The 19925-nt window shown below is 65.9% G+C and carries 16 protein-coding genes; 9 read left to right on the forward strand and 7 right to left on the reverse strand.

From position 1 onward, the window contains the following. Window positions 1–42: 42 nt before the first annotated feature. Entirely contained in the window at window positions 43–993 is a 951-nt protein-coding gene (locus ACEN9H_RS01545) for a LysR substrate-binding domain-containing protein (RefSeq protein ID WP_413673542.1), read from the reverse strand. Between the two features lie 157 nt (window positions 994–1150). On the opposite strand from ACEN9H_RS01545, the gene ACEN9H_RS01550 reads away from it, so the two are divergent. The 6 genes from ACEN9H_RS01550 to ACEN9H_RS01575 all read left to right on the forward strand — a co-directional run bounded on the left by ACEN9H_RS01550 (window position 1151) and on the right by ACEN9H_RS01575 (window position 8924). Then, on the forward strand, window positions 1151–1366 hold the full coding sequence (locus tag ACEN9H_RS01550; protein WP_160409453.1) for a hypothetical protein: 216 nt from the start codon (window positions 1151–1153) through the stop codon (window positions 1364–1366). Then, window positions 1363–2223 (forward strand): alpha/beta hydrolase, encoded by an 861-nt coding sequence (locus ACEN9H_RS01555; RefSeq protein ID WP_056124482.1) that lies wholly within the window; start codon window positions 1363–1365, stop codon window positions 2221–2223. The genes ACEN9H_RS01550 and ACEN9H_RS01555 overlap by 4 nt, the downstream gene beginning before the upstream one ends. Before the next feature lie 138 nt (window positions 2224–2361). Beyond that, entirely contained in the window at window positions 2362–3573 is a 1212-nt protein-coding gene (locus ACEN9H_RS01560; RefSeq protein WP_160409452.1) for an efflux RND transporter periplasmic adaptor subunit, read from the forward strand. 27 nt (window positions 3574–3600) lie between these two features. Beyond that, window positions 3601–6825, forward strand: a complete 3225-nt coding sequence (locus ACEN9H_RS01565) for an efflux RND transporter permease subunit (RefSeq protein WP_413673543.1) — start codon at window positions 3601–3603, stop codon at window positions 6823–6825. Between the two features lies 1 nt (window position 6826). Continuing rightward, window positions 6827–8332, forward strand: a complete 1506-nt coding sequence (locus tag ACEN9H_RS01570) for an efflux transporter outer membrane subunit (protein ID WP_371768885.1) — start codon at window positions 6827–6829, stop codon at window positions 8330–8332. Window positions 8333–8432: 100 nt separating this feature from the next. Continuing rightward, entirely contained in the window at window positions 8433–8924 is a 492-nt protein-coding gene (locus ACEN9H_RS01575) for a DNA-deoxyinosine glycosylase (protein ID WP_413673544.1), read from the forward strand. A 5-nt stretch (window positions 8925–8929) separates the two neighbouring features. Here the strand turns inward: ACEN9H_RS01575 and ACEN9H_RS01580 are convergent, their stop codons facing one another. Both ACEN9H_RS01580 and ACEN9H_RS01585 read right to left on the reverse strand, forming a co-directional pair. Further along, window positions 8930–9415: an RICIN domain-containing protein gene (locus tag ACEN9H_RS01580; protein WP_413673545.1), complete on the reverse strand. Its 486-nt coding sequence runs from the start codon at window positions 9413–9415 to the stop codon at window positions 8930–8932. Window positions 9416–9457: 42 nt separating this feature from the next. Continuing rightward, window positions 9458–12418, reverse strand: coding sequence for an EAL domain-containing protein (locus ACEN9H_RS01585; protein ID WP_413675544.1), 2961 nt, complete (start codon window positions 12416–12418; stop codon window positions 9458–9460). A gap of 391 nt (window positions 12419–12809) precedes the next feature. On the opposite strand from ACEN9H_RS01585, the gene infA reads away from it, so the two are divergent. Then, complete coding sequence (infA, locus tag ACEN9H_RS01590) at window positions 12810–13073, forward strand: translation initiation factor IF-1 (RefSeq protein WP_056124464.1); 264 nt, start codon at window positions 12810–12812, stop codon at window positions 13071–13073. Window positions 13074–13122: 49 nt separating this feature from the next. Here the strand turns inward: infA and ACEN9H_RS01595 are convergent, their stop codons facing one another. Continuing rightward, entirely contained in the window at window positions 13123–14301 is a 1179-nt protein-coding gene (locus ACEN9H_RS01595) for a tetratricopeptide repeat protein (protein ID WP_160409449.1), read from the reverse strand. A gap of 82 nt (window positions 14302–14383) precedes the next feature. Beyond that, window positions 14384–15256 carry an HDOD domain-containing protein gene (locus ACEN9H_RS01600; RefSeq protein ID WP_371768890.1) on the reverse strand — a complete coding sequence of 291 codons (873 nt, stop codon included), beginning with the start codon at window positions 15254–15256 and terminating at the stop codon, window positions 14384–14386. 150 nt (window positions 15257–15406) lie between these two features. Between ACEN9H_RS01600 and ACEN9H_RS01605 the strand changes: the two genes are divergently transcribed. Then, window positions 15407–15976 (forward strand): DNA-3-methyladenine glycosylase, encoded by a 570-nt coding sequence (locus tag ACEN9H_RS01605; RefSeq protein ID WP_413673546.1) that lies wholly within the window; start codon window positions 15407–15409, stop codon window positions 15974–15976. Between the two features lie 4 nt (window positions 15977–15980). Here ACEN9H_RS01605 and ACEN9H_RS01610 read toward each other — a convergent pair whose 3' ends face one another. Together ACEN9H_RS01610 and ACEN9H_RS01615 are read right to left on the reverse strand one after the other, a co-directional pair. After that, window positions 15981–17681: a methyl-accepting chemotaxis protein gene (locus tag ACEN9H_RS01610; protein ID WP_413673547.1), complete on the reverse strand. Its 1701-nt coding sequence runs from the start codon at window positions 17679–17681 to the stop codon at window positions 15981–15983. A gap of 81 nt (window positions 17682–17762) precedes the next feature. Then, the gene (locus ACEN9H_RS01615; RefSeq protein WP_371767166.1) at window positions 17763–18221 is read right to left on the reverse strand and encodes a cache domain-containing protein; all 459 of its coding nucleotides are present in this window, start codon (window positions 18219–18221) and stop codon (window positions 17763–17765) included. A gap of 296 nt (window positions 18222–18517) precedes the next feature. On the opposite strand from ACEN9H_RS01615, the gene ACEN9H_RS01620 reads away from it, so the two are divergent. After that, on the forward strand, window positions 18518–19924 hold the full coding sequence (locus ACEN9H_RS01620; RefSeq protein ID WP_371768892.1) for a KamA family radical SAM protein: 1407 nt from the start codon (window positions 18518–18520) through the stop codon (window positions 19922–19924). The last annotated feature ends 1 nt before the right edge of the window (window position 19925 follow it).

Below are 19925 nucleotides of genomic sequence, written 5' to 3' on the forward strand. Positions count from 1 at the left end.
GTGGTCTCCTGTCCTGTGGTGCTTTCGATTCTACACCCGTGATTACGCCGCGGCCGGGACAGGCGCAGGGACTCTTGGCGCCGCGCCCATGTGCATGTACGGATTCGCGGCGAACAGCTCGGCCACCCATTCGACGAACACGCGCACCTTCGCGGACAGGTGGCGGTTCTGCGGATACACGACGTGGATCGGCAGCGGATCGCTGCGCCAGTCCGCCAGCACCTGCACCATGCGCCCCGTCGCCACGTGCTTGTCGAGCAGGTAGTCCGTCATCTGGATGATGCCGAGGCCCGCCAGCCCCGCTTCCACGTAGGCGTTGGAATCGTTCAGCGCGATCACGCCGCGCATGGGCACTTCGATCCGTTCGTCGCCGCGGTTGAAGTCCCAGTCGTAGATCTTGCCCGTCTTGGCCGAGAAATAATTCACGCAGCGGTGCCGGTCGAGGTCGCGCGGGTGCTGGGGCATGCCGTGGCGCGCGATGTAGGCGGGCGACGCCGCCGTCAGGAAGTTGACGACGCCCACGCGCCGTGCGATCAGGCTCGTGTCGCCCAGGGCGCCGCCGCGCACGGCGCAGTCGACGCCTTCCTCGACCAGGTCCACGGGACGGTCGGAACTGCCCAGTTCCAGCATGATGTCGGGATAGCGCTCGAAGAAGTCGGGCAGGGCGGGCACGAGGATCTCGCTCGACAGCCCCGTCGGCGAATCGACGCGCAGCCGGCCGCTGGGCGACAGGCGCGTGCGCGACAGCGATTCCTCGGCGTCGCGCACGTCGGACAGGATGCGCAGGCAGCGCTCGTAATAAGCGGCACCGTCCGTCGTCACCGTCACCTGGCGCGTGGTCCGGTGCAGCAGCTTGGCCGACAGCGCCCCCTCGAGCGCCTGCACGAGTGTCGACACCGTCGCCTTGGGCAGGTTCATCATCTCGGCCGCCCGGGTGAAGCTGCCGGCGTCCACGACCTGCACGAAAACTTCCATCGCTTGTAACTTGTTCATACTAGATCGGCATCATATAAACGGTGAGAATGCGTGATTGTTCAAAAATCTGAACAATGGATTCGTAATTGAGCTATTTATTAGATTCTAGTCGAAGTTTATAGTGTCGGTACGGTAGCTGATAGTTTCGATATTTGACACACCCAAGGAGAGGATCATGAAAGCGCATCGCGATGGAATCGCGGCAGTGTTCGGGCTGATACTCGGCGTCGTGGCCATGGCAGGCACGGTACTCACCGACGAGTACGCGCATGCGGCCGGTGCCGAGGCACGCGGATACGATGCGTTGTTCCACGTCGTCGCCACGGGCGAACAATGCGATGCGACCGCGATCCCGGCCGTGCTGGTGGCGTCCAATGAGGTAAATCGATGAGCGCAGCGCGCAAGCCGGACGACGGCCATACGCTGGCGGTACGTGACCTGCAGGTCGTGGGCGCGGAAGGACCGCTGGCGGCCCGCCTGTACAAGGCTGCCGTCGACGGCAAGCGCGATGTGCTGATCGTGTTCTTCCATGGCGGCGGCTTCGTCGACGGCGACCTGGAAGATGCCGATCCGTTCCTGCGCCACCTGTCCGAGGCGAGCGGCTATCCGGTCGTGCTGTCGTCGACCTATACGCTGGCGACGGTGAAGCCGTTCCCGGCCGCCGCGGAAGATGCGCATGCCGTACTGCTGTGGGCAAAGAAGAACAAGACGAAGCTCGGCTGGACCGGCAAGCGCATGCTGGTCGCGGGCATCGAGGCGGGCGCGAACCTCGCCGCCGTATGCACCCTGATGGCGCGCGACCGGGGTGCGCCGCGGCTGGCCGGCCAGATCCTCTTGATGCCGATGCTGGACCCGGGCCTCTCGACCTGCTCGATGCGCGAGATGCCGACCTGTCCCGACAAGGCGAAGGTGTTCGACGAATGCGCCGCCGCCTACCGGGGCTACCTGCCGCACGCGGCCGACCGCAGCCATCCGTATGCATCGCCGCTGCAGTCGAGCCGTTTGAAGAACCTGCCGCCGGCCTTGATCCTGTCGATCGAGGACGACCCGCTGCGCGACGAAGCGGAAGCCTACGGCGGCAAACTGATCCAGTCGGGCGTGCCGACGACGGTCAGACGCCTGCAGGCGGCGCAAGCCCTGCAGGAACCGAATGCGCGCGACACGTGTGCCTGTCGGGGCCACGCGTTGAGCGAGATTGCCAACTTCATTGCCGGACTCGACGAGGAAGACGAACCGGCCAGCTGTTGATCACGCAATTCGTCTGATTTACCACCAACGATAAAACGTGCCTGCGAGGCACGGGAGACCTGTCTTTTCCTGCAAAAGCCTGGAAAGGACCGTTTTCGTCCAATCATTAAAAGCTAGTTAATAACCGGAGGGCTAACCATGAAAACGATTCAACAATTCCAGATGGCCGTGCGACCCGTCGTGCTGGCGCTGGGCGCAGCCGGCGTCGCCGCCCTGATCGCCGGATGCTCCGACGCGACCGGCAAGGCAGCCGAGGCGCAAACCCAGGCGCAGGCAGGTCCGCCCGTGTCGGCGGCCGCCGTGCTCGAAAAGCCGGTCGCCGAAACGCAGGAATTCTCGGGCCGCCTCGAAGCCATCGAGCGCGTCGAGATCCGTCCGCGCGTGTCGGGCTACATCACCGCCGTCAACTTCAAGCCGGGTGCGGAAGTGAAAAAGGGCGACGTGCTGTTCGTGATCGATCCGCGTCCGTACCAGGCCGAAGCCGAGCGCGCCATCGCGGCCGCGAAATCGGCCCGCGCCAAGGCCGACCTGGCCCGCACGGAACTGGCGCGCGCCGAGCGCCTGCTGGGCGACAAGGCGATCGCGCAGCGCGAATACGATGCGAGCCTGTCGAGCCAGAAGGAGCTGGACGCGTCCGCCCGCGCCGCCGAAGCCCAGGCAGACGCCGCGCGCCTGAACCTGTCGTACACCCGCGTCGTCGCGCCGATCAACGGCCGCGTGTCGAAGGCCGAGATCACCCTCGGCAACCTGGTCGATGCATCGGCCGTGCTGACGTCCGTCGTGTCGCTGGACCGCATCTACGCCAGCTTCGACGGCGACGAAGAGACCTATCTGCGCGTCGCGAAGCAGGCGCACGACGGCCAGTCGGTGCCGGTGAAGGTAGGCCTCGTCAACGAAGAAGGCTACCCGCACGAGGGCAAGCTGGAATTCGTCGATAACCAGCTCGACTCGCAGACCGGTTCCGTGCGCATGCGTGCCACGTTCGAGAACAAGGACCGCAGCATGGCGCCCGGCCTGTTCGCCCGCGTGCAGATCGGCGGCGGCGACGCCAAGCCCGCGCTGCTGATCACGGACCGCGCCATCGGCACGGACCAGAGCCACAAGTTCGTGTTCGTCGTGGGCGCGGACGGCAAGGCCGAGTACCGCGAAGTGAAGCTCGGCCCCGTCGTCGACGGCCTGCGCGTGGTGCGCGCCGGCCTGAAGCCGGGCGAGAAGATCGTCGTCAACGGCCTGCAGCGCGTGCATCCGGGCGCGCCCATCACGGCGCAGGTGGTGCCGATGGTCGCGTCGCTCGCGCCTGCGAAAGCGCCCGCCAAGGACGCGAAGCTGGCCATGGCGGACACGAAGTAATCCCATAGGAATCGAGGGACAACAACAATGAACATCTCACGCTTTTTCGTCGACAAGCCGATCTTCGCGGCCGTGCTGTCGGTGCTGGTCTTCGTGGCCGGCCTCATCTCGATCTTCGAGTTGCCGATCTCCGAATACCCGGACGTCGTGCCGCCCTCCGTGGTGGTGCGCGCCCAGTACCCGGGCGCCAACCCGAAGGTGATCGCGGAAACCGTCGCGACGCCGCTGGAGCAGGAAATCAACGGCGTCGAAAACATGCTGTACATGACGTCGCAGAACACCTCCGACGGCGCGCTGATGCTGACGGTGACCTTCAAGATCGGCACCAACGTCGACCAGGCCGAGACGGCCGTGCAGAACCGCGTCCAGCGCGCGCTCCCGCGCCTGCCGGACGAGGTGCGCCAGATCGGCGTCACGACCGTCAAGAGCTCGCCCAACATCACGATGGTGGTCCACCTGCGCTCGCCGGATGGCCGTTATGACGACCTCTATCTGCGCAACTACGCCACCTTGAACGTCAAGGACGAACTCGCGCGCATCAACGGCATGGGCGAAGTCCAGCTGTTCGGTTCGGGCGACTACGCGATGCGCGTCTGGCTCGATCCGCAGAAGGTCGCCGCACGCAACCTGACCGCCAGCGACGTCGTGAACGCGATCCGCGAGCAGAACGTGCAGGTGGCGGCCGGCGTCGTCGGCCAGGGCCCGTCGAAAGGCGCGGACTTCCAGCTGACCGTCAACACGCAGGGCCGCCTGCAGTCGGTCGAGGAGTTCGGCAACATCGTCATCAAGACCAATGCCGACGGCGCGACCACGCTGCTGAAGGACGTCGCGCGCCTCGAAATGGGCTCGAACTCGTACGCCCTGCGCGCGCTGCTGGACAACCAGTCGGCCGTCGCGATCCCCATCTTCCAGGCGCCGAACGCCAACGCGCTGCAACTGTCGTCCGACGTGCGCGCCAAGATGAAGGAGCTGTCGAAAGATTTCCCGGAAGGCGTCGAATACAGCATTGTGTACGACCCGACCCAATTCGTGCGTGAGTCGATCGACTCCGTGATCCACACGCTGATCGAAGCCGTGATCCTGGTGGCCATCGTCGTCATCGTGTTCCTGCAGACGTGGCGCGCCTCGGTGATCCCGCTGCTGGCCGTGCCGGTGTCCGTCGTCGGCACGTTCGCGGTGATGCTCGCCTGCGGCTTCTCGATCAACACGCTGTCGCTGTTCGGCCTCGTGCTCGCCATCGGTATCGTGGTGGACGACGCGATCGTCGTGGTGGAGAACGTCGAGCGCAACATCGCGAACGGCCTGAATCCGCACGACGCGACCGTGCAGGCGATGAAGGAAGTCTCCGGCCCGATCATCGCCATCGCCCTCGTGCTGTGCGCCGTGTTCATCCCGATCGCGTTCGTGTCGGGCCTGACCGGCCAGTTCTACCGCCAGTTCGCGCTGACCATCGCCATCTCGACCGTGATCTCCGCGTTCTCGTCGCTGACCCTGGCCCCGGCCCTGTCGGCCGCGCTGCTGCAGTCGCACCACGCACCGAAGGACCGCCTGACCCGCATGATGGACGCCGTGTTCGGCCGCTTCTTCGGCGGCTTCAACCGCTTCTTCGGCCGCTCGTCGCATGCCTATGAAGGCGGCGTGAAGGGCGTCCTGAAGCGCAAGAGTGCCGCGCTGGGCGTGTACGTCCTGCTCGCCATCGCCGGCATCTTCATGTTCAAGGCCGTGCCGCCCGGCTTCGTGCCGGCGCAGGACAAGGCTTACCTGATCGGCTTCGCGCAACTGCCGGACGCCGCCTCGCTGGACCGCACGGACGCCGTCATCCGCAAGATGTCGGACGTGGCCAAGCAGATCCCGGGCGTGGAATCGTCGGTCGCGTTCCCGGGCCTGTCGATCAATGGCTTCACCAACGCGCCGAACGCCGGCATCGTGTTCACCACGCTGAAGCCGTTCGACGAACGTAAAGGCAAGGAGCAGAGCGCCGACGCGATCGCCGCCGAGATCAACAAGCGCATGGGCGCCATCGAAGACGCGTTCGTGATGGTGCTGTCGCCCCCGCCGGTGAACGGCCTGGGTACGACGGGCGGCTTCAAGATGATGATCGAAGACCGCGCCGGCGTCGGCTACGACGAGCTGTATAAAGCCGTGCAGGCCATCCAGGCCAAGGCGTGGACCGACAAGCGCCTGCAAGGCGTGTTCTCCGGCTACCAGATCAACGTGCCGCAGCTGTTCGCCGACGTCGACCGCGTGAAAGCGAAGCAACTGGGCGTGCCGCTGGCCGAGATCAACCAGACCTTGCAGATCAACCTCGGTTCGCTGTACGTGAACGACTTCAACCAGTTCGGCCGCACGTATCAGGTGCGCGTGCAGGCGGATGCGCCGTTCCGTTCGCAGCGCGAGCAGATCGCGCAGCTGAAGGTCCGCAGCGACAAGGGCGAGATGATCCCGCTGTCCTCGCTCATGAAGGTCAAGGACACGTATGGTCCGGATCGCGTGCAGCGCTACAACGGCTACGTCGCCGCCGAGCTGAATGGCGGTCCGGCACCGGGCGTGTCGTCGGGCCAGGCGCAGGCCGCGATGGAAGAAATCGTCAAGGCCACGCTGCCGAAGGGCATCTCGTACGAATGGACGGATCTGACCTACCAGGACATCCTGGCCGGTAACACCATGCTGTACGTGTTCCCGCTGTGCGTGCTGCTCGTGTTCCTCGTGCTCGCCGCGCAGTACGAAAGCTGGACGCTGCCGCTGGCCGTGATCCTGATCGTGCCGATGTCGATCCTGTGCGCCCTCATCGGCGTCAAGCTCACCGGCGGCGACAACAACGTGTTCACGCAGATCGCCCTGTTCGTGCTGGTGGGTCTCGCGTCGAAGAACGCGATCCTGATCGTGGAATTCGCGCTGGAGCTGGAACACCATGGCCGCAGCATCGTGGCCGCCGCACTGGAAGCCTGCCGCCTGCGTCTGCGTCCGATCCTGATGACGTCGATCGCATTCATCATGGGCGTGGTGCCGCTGGTGCTGTCGCACGGTGCAGGTGCCGAGATGCGCCACGCGATGGGCGTCGCCGTGTTCGCCGGCATGCTGGGCGTGACGTTCTTCGGCCTGTTCCTGACGCCGGTGTTCTACGTCCTGCTGCGCACGCTGGCCAAGCGTTTCGAGAAGCCGAAGCATGCGCACGCCCACGCCCACGCCCACGACACGGCGCCGAATACCGTCGTCGATGGCGACCATGCACCGGCCCTGGAAGGAAACTGATATGAAAACGATGATTGCAAGGGGCGTGGCCCCGCTGATGGCGGCCCTGCTGCTGACGGCGTGCGCCGCCCCGGAATTCAAGCAACCGGCGATCACGACGCCGACGGCGTTCAAGGAGTCGCAAACGGTGCCTGCCGGCGCAGCCAATGACGTGCGCAGCGCCGCCGACGGCACCACGTGGACGGTCGGCCGTCCGGCCGAAGCCCAGCCGCGCGGCGAATGGTGGCGCGCCTTCCACGACGAGACGCTGAATGGCCTCATCGCGGAAGCAGCGGCCAACAACCAGAGCCTGACGGTGGCCGCCGCCCGCGTGAAGCAGGCCCGCGCCATCGCGGGCATCGCCGAAGCGGACCGCATCCCGCAGGTCGGCGTCGGTGTCGGCGCGCAGCGTGAACGCCTGTCGCCGCTGGAAGCGTCGCTGCCGAAGGGTTCTCCCGTCGCGCCGGCGAACGTCTATAGCGCGCGGCTGTCGGCCAGCTACGAAGTCGACCTGTTCGGCCGCGTGTCGTCCAACGTGGCGGCCGCCCGCGGCGACGCCGGCGCGGTGGAAGCGACGTACCGCTCCGTGCTGCTGTCGCTGCAGGCCGACGTGGCGCAGACCTATTTCCGCCTCCGTTCTCTGGATGCGGAAATCGCGACCGTCAACCATACGGTGCAGCTGCGCGAAGAGAGCGTGCGCGTGACGGGCCGCCGCTTCGACGCCGGCGACATCGGCGAATTCGACCTGTCGCGGGCAAAGACGGAACTGGCGACGGCGCGTTCGGAAGCGATCGGCCTGCAGCGCCAGCGCGCCGCGGCGGAACACGCGCTGGCCGTCCTGCTGGGCAAGCCGGCGTCTAACTTCACCGCACCGTCGGCGCCGCTGTCGGATGTCGCCGCGCTGCCGGTGATTCCGGCCGGCCTGCCGTCCACGCTGCTGGAGCGCCGTCCCGACATCGCCAGCGCCCAGCGCTCGATGGAAGCGGCGAACGCCCGCATCGGCGTGGCCCGCTCCGCGATGTTCCCGGCGTTGAACCTGTCGGCTGGCGCCGGCGGCGTCGGCACGAGCTTCGCCGAGGTGTTCAAGTGGAGCAGCCGTTCGTGGCTGCTGGGCGCCGCGCTGTCGATGCCGCTGATCGACGGTGGCCGCAACCGCAACAACGTCGTGCGCAGCGAGGCCGCGCTGGAAGAAGCGGTAGGCTCCTATCGCCAGAGCGTCCTGACGGCCTTCGCCGAGGTCGAGGACAATCTGGCCGGCCTGCGCATCCTGGCCGGGCAGAGCGCCGAGATCGAGGCGGGCGTGATCTCCGCCCGCCGCTCGGCCGACCTGGCGCAGAAGCTGTACGACGCGGGCCGCGGCAGCTACCTCGAACTGCTGGACGCGCAGCGCAACCTGGCGAACGTCGAGCGCAACGCCGTGCAGCTGCGCGGCGACCGTGCGATCACCACCGTGGCGCTGATCCGCGCTCTGGGTGGCGGCTGGGATGCCACTACCCGCGCGGACGATACCGCGCAGGCGCGCAACTGAAGACGAAGTCCCTGGCCTTACTGTGATTCCGGTAATGCCCTTTGCGGCGGTACGTGTAAGCGTATCGCCGCTTTTTTCGTGCGCGGGCTAGAATCGCGCCATGACCGATTCTTCCCCGCTCGCCGGCCTCGCGCCCGTCATTGCCCCCGACACGCGCATCCTCGTCCTGGGCAGCTTTCCGGGCGCCGCATCGCTCGCGGCCCAGCAGTATTACGCGCATCCGCGTAACCAGTTCTGGAAACTGGTCGGCGCGCTGGTCGGCGAGGATCTCTATTCACTGCCGTATGCGGACCGCCTGCCGCGGCTCGTCGCGCACCGCTTCGGCCTGTGGGACGTACTGGCCGCGTGCGAACGCGAAGGCAGTCTCGATTCCGCGATCCGCAATCCGGCGGCCAATGACTTCGAACGCTTGCACCGGTTGTGTCCCGAGCTGGAAACGGTCGGGTTCAATGGGCAGACGTCGGGCAAGTTTGCGCCGCAGTTCGCGGAGCAAGGGTATCGGACCGTCGTGCTGCCGTCATCGTCGCCGGCGCACATGGCGCTGACGTTCGAGCAGAAGCTGGCAAGCTGGAGGCGCTTGCTGGGCGACTGAACCGGTCAGCGAAAACCGCGCCTGCTCCAGTACTGGCCCGAATAATGGCCGCATGACGCAAGCTGCACGCGGCCGCTGCCATCGTTGACGATGTCCAGGCACTTGCCCGGGCCCGTGAACTGGTTCCACAAACGCAGGCCTGGGCCGGGGCCGGTCTGGTCCATGTGCCACAGCTGGCCCGTCACATTGGCGCAGGACGCCATGTGCACCTGGTCGTTGGCGCCGTCGTTGACCACGTCCAGACACATGTCCGCGCCGGTAAAGCGCGTCCGCAGGCGCACGAAGCTGTTCTCGGCGTCGGGCGCAATCTCCCACATCTGGCCCGAATAGCGCCCGCAGCGGGCCATGTGCAACTGGTCGCGGTTATCCGCGTTGACGATATCGAGGCAGTGATTACGCCCCGTGAATTCCGTGTGCAGGGTCACGGCGGGCGGGTTGGCGCTGGCGGCTTGGGAAACGGCAGCGAACAGGAGGGGGAGCAGTCGTCGCATTGTCTTCTTCTTGAGTGGATAAATCGGTTGGCGCGGCGGGCGCTATGCCTCCGCCGCGACCAGCGCGGCCAGCACCTGCGCCTCGAATTCGCGTACCGGCAGCGGCCTGCCGAACAAATAGCCCTGGAAGGAATGGCATCCGTGCGCGACGAGAAAATCGCGTTGCGCGGCCGTCTCCACGCCTTCGGCGATCACGTCCAGTCCCAGGCCCCGCCCCATGGCGATGATCGTCTGGGCCACCATCGCGTCGCGATGGCTGGCCGGCAGCTCGTCGACGAACGACTTGTCGATCTTGATCTGCGTGAGCGGCAGCTTGGTCAGGTAGTTGAGCGAGGAATTGCCGGTGCCGAAGTCGTCGAGCGAGATGCTGAAGCCGTTGGTCCGGAGGACGTGCAGCTTGCGGATCGATGCGTCGAGATCGCCGAATGCCAGGCTTTCCGTGACCTCGAGCTTCAGCTTGTCCACGGGCGCCCCCGACCGCCTGACTTCGGCGAGGATGTCGTCGACGAAGCTTGCCGACTCGAACTGGCGCGCACTGATGTTCACGGCGAGGGTCAGGCCACGCATGGCCTCGTGACGCGCCCATGCGGCGAGCTGACGGCAGGCGGTGGCGAGCACCCAGCGCCCGATCGGTTCGATCAGCCCGGTCTCCTCGGCCAGCGGAATGAACGCGGCGGGAGAAAGCGCGCCGCGTTCGGGATGCGTCCAGCGCAGCAGTGCCTCGGCCCCGATCGGACACCCGCAGGCATCGACCTGGACCTGGTAATGCAGCGTCAGCGCGTCGTCGCGGATGGCGTCGCGCAACGCTTTCTCGAGCCAGTTGCGGTCGTCGAGCTCGGCCTGCATCTCGTCCTCGAAGACACGCACCGTGTTCCGTCCGCTCTGCTTGCTCTTGTACAGCGCCAGCTCGGCCTGGCAGAGCAGGGCGTCGGGGCTGTCCGCGCCGTCGCGAAACAACGTGACGCCGAGCGAGCCGGTGCAGGTCAGCCGGTGGCCGTCGAGCACCATCGGCTCGGCGATCGCCGTCCTGATGGCGTCGGCGGCAAGCAGCGCGCGGGCCGCCGCCGTATTCCTGTCCGTGCCGAGGCGTTCGGTCAGCAGCACGAAGCTGTCGCCGCTGAACCGGCCCAGCGTATCGTCGTCGCGCTGGATCGAACGGATGCGGCGCGCCACTTCCACGAGCAACTGGTCACCCACGGCATGGCCAAGGGAGTCGTTCAGCTTCTGGAAGTGGTCGAGGTTCACCATCATGACGGCACCGAACTCCCGGGCGCTGCCGGCACCGGCCATGGCATGGGCCATGCGGTCTGCGAGCAGGAAGCGATTCGGCAGGTCGGTCAGGTGATCGAACGACTTGAGGCGCTCGGCAAGGGCACGGGCCTGTTTTTCCTCCGTGATGTCCTGCAGGTTGCCGACATAGTGGATCGTCCGGCCCTGCGCGTCCGGTACCGCCGTGATCGAGAGCCGCGCCGTGTACAGGCTGCCGTCGCGGTGACGGTTGATCACCTCGCCGGTCCAGTACCCGGTCGCCGTCAGCGTCGACCACATGGCGTGGTAAAAACCGTCCTCGTGCAATCCGGAGCGCAGGAGCCGCGGACTCTGGCCGATGGCTTCCAGGGCTGCGTAGCCGCTGATGCGGGTGAACGCGGCGTTGACGCGCTCGATGTGTCCCTGGGCATCGGTGATCAGCATGCCATCCTGGCTTTCGAAGGCAACCGAGGCGACGCGCAGTTCGCGTTCGGCGCGGCGGCGTTCGGTGATGTCGCGCGCGACGGCAAGGACACCCGCGGTCTCGCCGTCGTCCGCCCGGATCGGCACCTTGATCACTTCCAGGTCGCGCAGGGTACCGTCCGGCGCAGCGATCGCTTCCTCGTACCTGTGCGTCTGGCCCGTGCGCAGGACCTGCTCGTCGCTTTCCTTGCTGAACGCGGCGAACGCCTTGTCCGCGAACAGGTCGTCGTCGGTGCGCCCGATGATCCTGTTCTCCGGCAGGCCGAGCAGGGACTGGGCGCCGGCATTGCAGTGGACGTAGACGTTGTTCCTGTCTTTCAGCGCCATGGCATCGGGGCTGTTTTCGACCAGCGTGCGGAGCTGGGCTTGCTCGACCATGAGCGCGCGGGCGGTCCGCTGGATCTCGGCGGTGCGCGCATGGACGGCGCGGCGCAGGAACCGGATCCACAGCAGGGTGGCGGCCAGCGCCGAGAGCGCGCCGAGGATCACGAACGCGAGGATGCGCAGATAGGGCCGGAACTGTATCGGCTGGTTGAACCACTTGTGCCGCAGCGCCTCGCGCTCCGCCGGCGTGATGCGCGCCATGCCCTGCTCGACGAGATCGAAGGTCGCCTTGTCGCCCTTGGCGACGGCCCAGCGAAACTGTCCCGAATACAGCGTAAAGGTTTTGGCGAACTTCTTCTGGTCGCGGTAGAGATAGAGATAGTAGTTTGCCGGACTGTCGTCCATGCAAAAGATCTTGATGTCGCCGGCGCGGACGGCATCCAGGATGGCGACGTAGCCGGGGTAGGCGACCTGGTTCGTGATGCCTTGCCTGGCCAACTGTTCGGCGCAGGCATCGCCGCGCTGCACGCCGACCAGGAAGCCGTTCAGCGACTGCACGTCATGGATGCCTGAAATCGACGGATCGACATAGATGCCGACCGTCTGCGTGTCGTACGGCCGGGAGAAATCGTAGAGCGCATCGCGCCCCGGCGTCCGGAAAATCATGTCGATTACGTCGGCGCGGCGGTCCTGCATCGTCTGGAGTGCGTTGCTCCACTGCATGGGCTGGAGGTCGACGTGGACGCCTGTCTTTTGTTCCCACAGGTGCCAGAGGTCGACGATATATCCCTCGGGGCGCCCGTTGGTATCCAGGAAAAGATAAGGGGGATAGTTGTTGTCGGTAACGACGTGCAGGGTTTTGCCGTCGGCGTGCAACGCGTATGCCAGCAGCGCGCACACCAGCACGAGCCGGCGGCGCAAGATGCTTCCCGGCGAGATGGAAGCCATCAAGCCCATTGAGTTCCCTCCGCACGCTGTGCCTCGGCTGCGTCCCGGTGCCGGCCCTGGCAGCACGGCGGTTATCTGTCTTGTGTCGGTCGAGGCTTAGTCTGCTGACCCCATATTTTTGATTGAAAGCTTAGCATGGATATTGGGAAACTTTACAAGATTATGGCTTCGTGGCAACAAAAGCTGGAAGTGTCCCCCCTTTTTTTTCGCAGCAACGTCCCCATATCGGTGCCATCCCCATTCACGGCGCCACGAACCAAGCCGGCGCCGCTTTTCCCGACCCCAGCAGGCAATGCGTGACCAGCGTCCCGAGGATGACGCTGCGATGGCCGTTTCGCCATCCCGGGCGCGTGCCATACGGAGGGGCAGGGATCACATTGAAAGGAAATCCATGAAAGAAGATCTGATCGAAATGAATGGCAAGGTCACCGAAGTGCTGCCGGAGATGCGTTTCCGCGTGGACCTCGAGAACGGTCATCAACTGGTCGCGTACACGTCCGGCCGGATGAAGAAGAACCACATCCGCATCATCGCCGGCGACCGCGTCACGCTGGAGATGTCGCCGTATGACCTGAACAAGGGCCGCATCGTGTTCCGCCATCTCGAAACCCGCGGCACCCCCGCGCCGTCGGCCGCGCGCCAGCGCCGCCGTTGATCGGCGGGCAAAAGCGACACAACGGCCGCCGACGCGGCCGTTTTTCGTTCTAGTAGATGCGGACGCTGTTCGCGCTCTGGCGTTTCAGGTGCGCCAGCTTGGCCGAGTACAGCTGGCGATTGTCCGACTTCGTGCTCGTGTCGATCGCCAGCGCGAGCTGTTCGCGCGCTTCTTTTGCCTCGCCGAGCTGCAGCAGCGTCACCGCCAGCCAGAAGTGGAACTCGTCGTAGTAGGGCGCGCGCTTGACTTCGCGTTCGAACAGCTTGCGCGCGGCGTCGTAGTCGCCCGCCTTGAGCGCGACCATGCCCTTGTCGAAGTACTGGAACGGCGGGACCGGCTCGATGCTGGCCACGCGCCGCGCCATCTCGGCCGCTTCGGCCGTGCGGCCCGTCGCGGCCAGCAGGGGGCCCAGGTTTTGCATCACGACGAGGCTTTCCGGTTCGCGTTCGAGGGCCGTGCGCAAGGCCCGTTCGGCCATGACGAGGTCGCCGTGGCGCTGGTAGATGACGCCCAGCGTGTTGTAGGCGATCGCGTTCGGCGGATTGGTCGCCACCGCGGCGCGTGCCCACCAGTAGGCGTCGTCGATCTTGCCCTGCACGAGCGACTCGGCGGCGCGGTTGTTGAGGTACAGCGCGACGATGTCCTCTTCTTCCAGCTGGCGCGTATGGAAGCGGCTCGCTTCCGGCGGCGGCAGGAAATCGACGACCAGTTCGTGCTCCGACGTCTCGTCGTACAGCAGGCCGTTGCGCTTGCGGTGGCCCAGCGCGATGTTGACGTGCGACGCCACGAGATAGATGCCGCCGTCGCGGCTCCAGGTCTCGTCCACGAGCACGCTGCGGAAGCGCACCGTCATGCCCAATTCGCGCGCGAAGGCGGCCGTCATGACGACGAGCGACAGGCAGTTGCCGGTGCGCGCCTCGTACGTTTCGGCCGCCGTGCGGGTGCGGCTGGAATCGTATTCGAGCTTCAGGTCGGTCTTGCTGTACAGCGCGTCGATCAGGCCCCGTTCCAGCCCCTTGCTGCGCAGATGCGCTTCGAAGGCGGGACTGTGCACGTAGGCCTGCATGGCTGGGCTCAGCGTGAACAGGTTGTGTGCGCCGATGGTCTCGGACGGCGGCTTGAACGACGCGTCGGCGAACAGCGGGGGCGGGGCACTCAGTTGCGGTGTGCCGGCGCAGCCGGCCAGCAGCAAAGGTAATACGAGCAATAGGGACGCCAGGCGTTTCATGTCTCCTCCTCGGCCGGCGATTCGTCGATTCTCATTCTTGTGAATGAAGTATCTGCCGGTCCGGGGCGGAAGTAAAGACGCGCTACTGATCGTCGTGGAAGGCTTCGTGCAGTTCGTCGAGCAGCTCGGCCGTTTCCTCGTCGGAGAGGCCCAGGTAGGCGAGCGCGCGCGCGCCGCCCTTGTTCCATTCGAGCGATTCGGCGTCGCCCTGGTATTTGCAGATCGCGCTTTCGGCCAGCAGCGACAGCGCGACGAGCGAACGCACCGTCGGCGTCGTGTTGGCGTCGTCCAGGACCGCGTAATCGTGGTGGTGCAGGATGGACCACGCGACGTCTTCCGACAGGCCCCAGTTGCGCGCCAGCAGGGTGCCGATCGCCGTGTGGCTTGTGTTGTGGCGCTCTTCTTCCAGCGCCGTGAACGGACGCTCCGTCTCCAGCGACGCCGCGGCGTACGTGCCGGCGTAGTCGGGGAAGCGGTCCATCAGCAGCGGCACGCCGGTATCGCAGAACAGGCCGAACGTGTGCGCCACGTCGGCCTCGCCGATACGCAGGCGGCGCGACAGGAACACCATCGCCTCGGCGCGGCGGCTCGACACTTCCCAGAAGCTGGCCAGCGCCGCGCTGTTGGCCGGGATCGCCCGGCGCGCGAGCAGGCCCGTCATCAGGGACGCGACCTGGTTAATGCCGAGGAACAGGATCGCCTGCTCGATCGACTTGGCCTTGCGCCGGCCTCCGAAGATGGATGAATTGGCAAGTTTCAGCAGCGCGCCCGACATGCCGACGTCGCTGGCGACGATGCGGCCGATGGCGGCCGGGCTCGGATCGGACGACGCGAGCTCCCGTTGCAGATCGGCGAGCAGGCTGGGACGCGGCGGGATCCGGATCGACCTGATCAGGGCGTCGACGGGATCCTCGGCGACGGCGCTCGGGCGCGCCAGGGCAGCTGCTGTACTCATGACGGGAAGGGAACAAAATGATGCTGCACGGAAATCCGTGCGAAGTTTGTCACTATAAACCAGTGCCGTTGAAGTTGCAGCAAAGTATTGCTTTTGTGTAGCAAAACCGACAGTGCGACCTGTCAGATCTTAACAATATAGAATTGCTCCATGTCCTCAACCATCCTTGCCGACATTGATTTTCTAGCACCCTCGCATCTGGTCGCGCGCCAGCTGATCGGCGTCACGGTGCTCGTCGACGGCGTCGGCGGCCGCATCGTCGAGACCGAGGCCTATGACGGCGAGGATCCCGCGTCGCACAGCTATTCCGGCCCGACCGACCGCAATTTCGCGATGTTCGGCCCGCCGGCCCACGCCTACGTCTACCGCTCGTACGGCATCCACTGGTGCCTGAACTTCGTCTGTCGGGAAGAGGGGCATGGCGCCGGGGTGCTGATCCGCGCGCTCGAACCCGTGACGGGCATCGAGACGATGGTCGAGCGGCGCGGCACGCGCGACCACTGGCTGCTGTGTTCCGGGCCCGGCAAGCTGTGCCAGGCACTGGGCGTGACGCGCGACCTGAACGGCCGCTCGCTGGCCGCGGCGCCGTTCGAACTGGCGTCGGCACCCGCCGGCATCGACGTGGTCAGTGGGCCGCGCATCGGGATTTCGAAAGCCGTCGACGTGCCCTGGCGGTTCGGCCTGGCCGGGTCGCGCTGGGTCAGCAAGCCGTTCCGCTGAACGCTTAGCGGCCGTTGGCGGCCCGCGCCCGCGCACCGTTTGCCTGCGGTCGTGGCGCGTCTTCCTCGTCTTGCGTCGCATGATGCGCGAGCGCGGGCCGGCCGCGCATCGCGCTGTCCGCGGCACGCCGTTCGATCGGGGCCGGTGCCTCGTCCTGGGCATCCTCGATGCGGAAGATAGCCACGGCGCGCGCCAGGTTGACGGTCTGCTCGTGCAGGCTGGCCGCCGCCGCCGCGGCCTGTTCGACGAGCGCGGCGTTCTGCTGCGTCATGTCGTCCATCTGGCCGACGGCGAGATTGACTTCGGCGATGCCCTCGGCCTGTTCGCTGCTGGCGGCGCTGATGCGGTTGATGATGTCGTTCACCTGCTGCACCGACGCGACCACGCTGCCCATGCTCGATCCCGCCTCGTTGACGGAGGCGCTGCCGTTGTCGATGATCGCGACCGAATCGGCGATCAGCGCCTTGATTTCCTTGGCCGCGGAGGCGGAGCGCTGCGCGAGCGTGCGCACCTCGCTGGCGACGACCGCGAAGCCGCGGCCCTGCTCGCCGGCGCGCGCCGCTTCGACGGCGGCGTTCAGCGCGAGCAGATTGGTCTGGAACGAGATGCCGTCGATGACGCCGGTGATCTCGACGATCTTGCGCGAGCTGGCGCGGATCGATTCCATCGTGGCGACGGCGCGGTCGACGGCCTGGCCGCCGCCGGCCGCCAGCCGCGCCGCTTTGGCCGCGAGTTCCGTCGCCAGGCGCGCGTTGTCCGCATTGCCCTTGACGGCCTGGGTCAGCGTCTCCATCGCGCTCGCGGTCTGCTGCAGGGAACCGGCCTGCAGTTCGGTGCGGGTCGACAGGTCCAGGTTGCCGCTGGCGATTTCCTTCGATGCCGTGTCGATCGAGCGCACGGAATCGAGCACGCTGCGCAGCGTCGTGTTCAGGTTGGCGATGGTCTGGTCGAGCGCGCGCGCCGTGTCGGCGATTTCGTCGCGGCCGTCGTTGTGGGCGCTCGCGCACAGGCGGCCTTCGGCCAGTTCGCCCACGACGACCGAGATGGCGCCGATGTCGCGCAACATCGCGCGGCGGACGAACATCGTGACGGCCAGCGACGCGGCGATCGACAGCAGCACCAGCACGGCCATCCACGTGCCGAGGTCGTGGAACTCCGTGCGCGCGGCGGCATAGGCCTGTTCGCTGAGGGTCTTTTCCAGCGCGGCCAGTTGGGCCAGCTGCTGGTTCAGCACCATGAATTCCTTTTCCGCCTTCTGCATCGAGTTGGTGGCGATCGACTGGTCGACCTGCGCCATCTCGATGGTCTCCTGCACGGCCTTGCGGTAGGCCGCCAGCGCGGCCAGCGACGCGTCGACGGGCTTGCGTTCCGCGCCGTCGGTCGTGCGCGCGAGTTCCTGCAACTGCGCCTGCACGGCGGCGTGGCGCTTGCCGATGTCGGCGATCAGCGCGTCGAGGCGGTTCTTGGCGAAGCTGCCGTTGATCCAGGCCAGCAGTTGATAAGCGTTGGCGTGGACGTACTTGGCGTCGCCCGCCACGTCGGCCACGTTTTTCAGGCGCGCCGCGCGGACCTGCACCATGTTTTCCAACGACGCGTTCTGGCGCACCATCCCGTACCAGGCGGCACCGGACAGCATCAAGAGCAGCACCAGCACCATGCCGGGCGCCAGCAGCAGCTTCGGACCGATCCTCAGTTTTTTCAGCATGTTGCGCTCCCGCTTAAAAAAGAACGCGGGCATGCCGCCCGCCAGAACAACGAACGCGGGCATGCCGCCCGCGTGCACGACCTATTGCTTCTTGTAGAGCCCGGCCTCGAGCACGACGCCGTCGACGAGCAGGATGTACGTCGTCTTCGGCTCGATCTTGCCCGTGGTCGGATTCTTGTACTGGTAGTCGACCCAGCCCTTGCCCTTGGCGGCGGCCAGTTCGATGATCTCGCGGCGGTATTTCTTGCCGTTCGCATCGGGCACGTCCGTCAAGTCCTTGCCGACGATCGACGGGTTGTACGGATGGGCCAGCACGATGCCGGTCTTGACGTCGCGCATGTCGATGTACAGCGAGCCCTGGACGAATTCCGGATCCTTGGACGTGATGCGTTTCATGACTTCTTCCTTGCCCTTGGCCTTGACCATCGCGGCGCCGCGCTCGGCCATGGCGATCGCATCTTTCTCGGTCGGTTCGGCCGCCAGTGCGCCGGCGCAGGACAGGGTCAGGGCGGTAGCGACTACGGTTGCGGTCAGCTTCATAGGATGTCCTTTCGGGGGAAACGATGAATAGGTCTGAATGTTGCCTATTTGCATTTCCTACTCTACGCCGCGGCCCCAGCCGGGCTGTTGTGCTAACGCAAGTAGCGCCCGATGTGCCGCCGCAACGGCAACGCTGATCTTTCGCAGGGCATGTGGAAATCAGTGAGAAACGGAATCGGAACTTGACTGGGGGCAACTCAAAGGCCAGGCCGCCTCCCTACCATCGGTTCCTGTCGGCAATTATTTCCATGCGTCACCTTTTGCTGCCATCAACCACTTCCCTCAGGAGAAATCCCGTGACCCTCGACGCAACCCCCGCCAAGTTCAAGCCCTATACCCGCCAGTCGATCCAGAACGCGCGCCAATGGCAATGGCTGAGCCCGGATCTGCAGGAAGCAGTGCAGGTGGTGTCCCACGTGCTGCCCTTCCGCACGAACGAATACGTGATGGAGCAGTTGATCGACTGGAGCAATGTTCCGGATGATCCGATCTATCGCCTGACGTTCCCCCACCGCGACATGCTGCCCGCGCGCGAATACGAGCAGCTGCGCGACCTCGTGCTGGTCAAGAAGGACGACGCCGCGATCGCGCAGCTCGTGCACCAGATCCGCATGCGCATGAATCCGCACCCGGCCGGGCAGATGACGCACAACGTGCCGCGCGTGAACGACGCCCCGCTCAAGGGCCTGCAGCACAAGTACAAGGAAACCGTGCTGTTCTTCCCCAGCGCGGGCCAGACGTGCCACGCCTATTGCACCTTCTGCTTCCGCTGGCCGCAGTTCGTGGGCATGGAAGAGATGAAGTTCGATGCGCGCGAGTCGACGGAACTGGTGTCCTACCTCGGCACGCATCCAGACGTGACGGACGTCCTGATCACGGGCGGCGATCCGATGATCATGAATACGCGCTCGCTGGCCGAGTTCATCGAACCGCTGCTGGCGCCCGAGCTGGCGCATATCCAGAACATCCGCATCGGCACCAAGTCGGTCGCGTACTGGCCGCAGCGCTACGTGTCGGACAAGGACAGCGACGACCTGATGCGCCTGTTCGAAAAAGTCGTCAAGGCCGGCAAGAACCTCGCGCTGATGGGGCATTACAACCACGCCGTCGAGCTGCGCCAGCCGGTGGCCCAGCAGGCCGTCAAGCGCATCGTCGGCACGGGCGCCACCTTGCGCATGCAGGGGCCGCTGATCCGCCACATCAACGAAGACCCGAACAGCTGGGCCGAGCTGTGGACGACGGGCGTGCGCCTGGGCGCGATCCCTTATTACATGTTCGTCGAGCGGGATACCGGTCCGCGCGAGTACTTCGCGCTGCCGCTGGCGCGCGCGCACGAGATCTTCCAGTCCGCGTACAGCATGGTGTCGGGCCTGTCGCGCACCGTGCGGGGGCCGTCGATGAGCGCGTTCCCAGGCAAGGTCGTGATCGACGGCGTCGTCACCATCAACGGCGAAAAGCTGTTCGCGTTGCAGTTCCTGCAGGCGCGCAATCCGGACTGGGTGCGCCGGCCGTTCTTCGCGAAATACGATCCCGACGCCACCTGGCTCGATCACCTGAAGCCCGCGTTCGGCCGCAAGAAATTCTTCTTCGAGGGCGGCGAGGACGATCACGACACGTTTGGCGCGGCGGGCCGCGTGATCCCGATCCAGGCTGTCCAGGCGCAGGACCGGCGTGCCAGCGACAGTCAACCCGACGCGGCCTGAC

It is taken from the genome of Massilia cellulosiltytica, from assembly GCF_047325105.1.
Classification (GTDB): Bacteria; Pseudomonadota; Gammaproteobacteria; order Burkholderiales; family Burkholderiaceae_D; genus Telluria; species Telluria orientalis.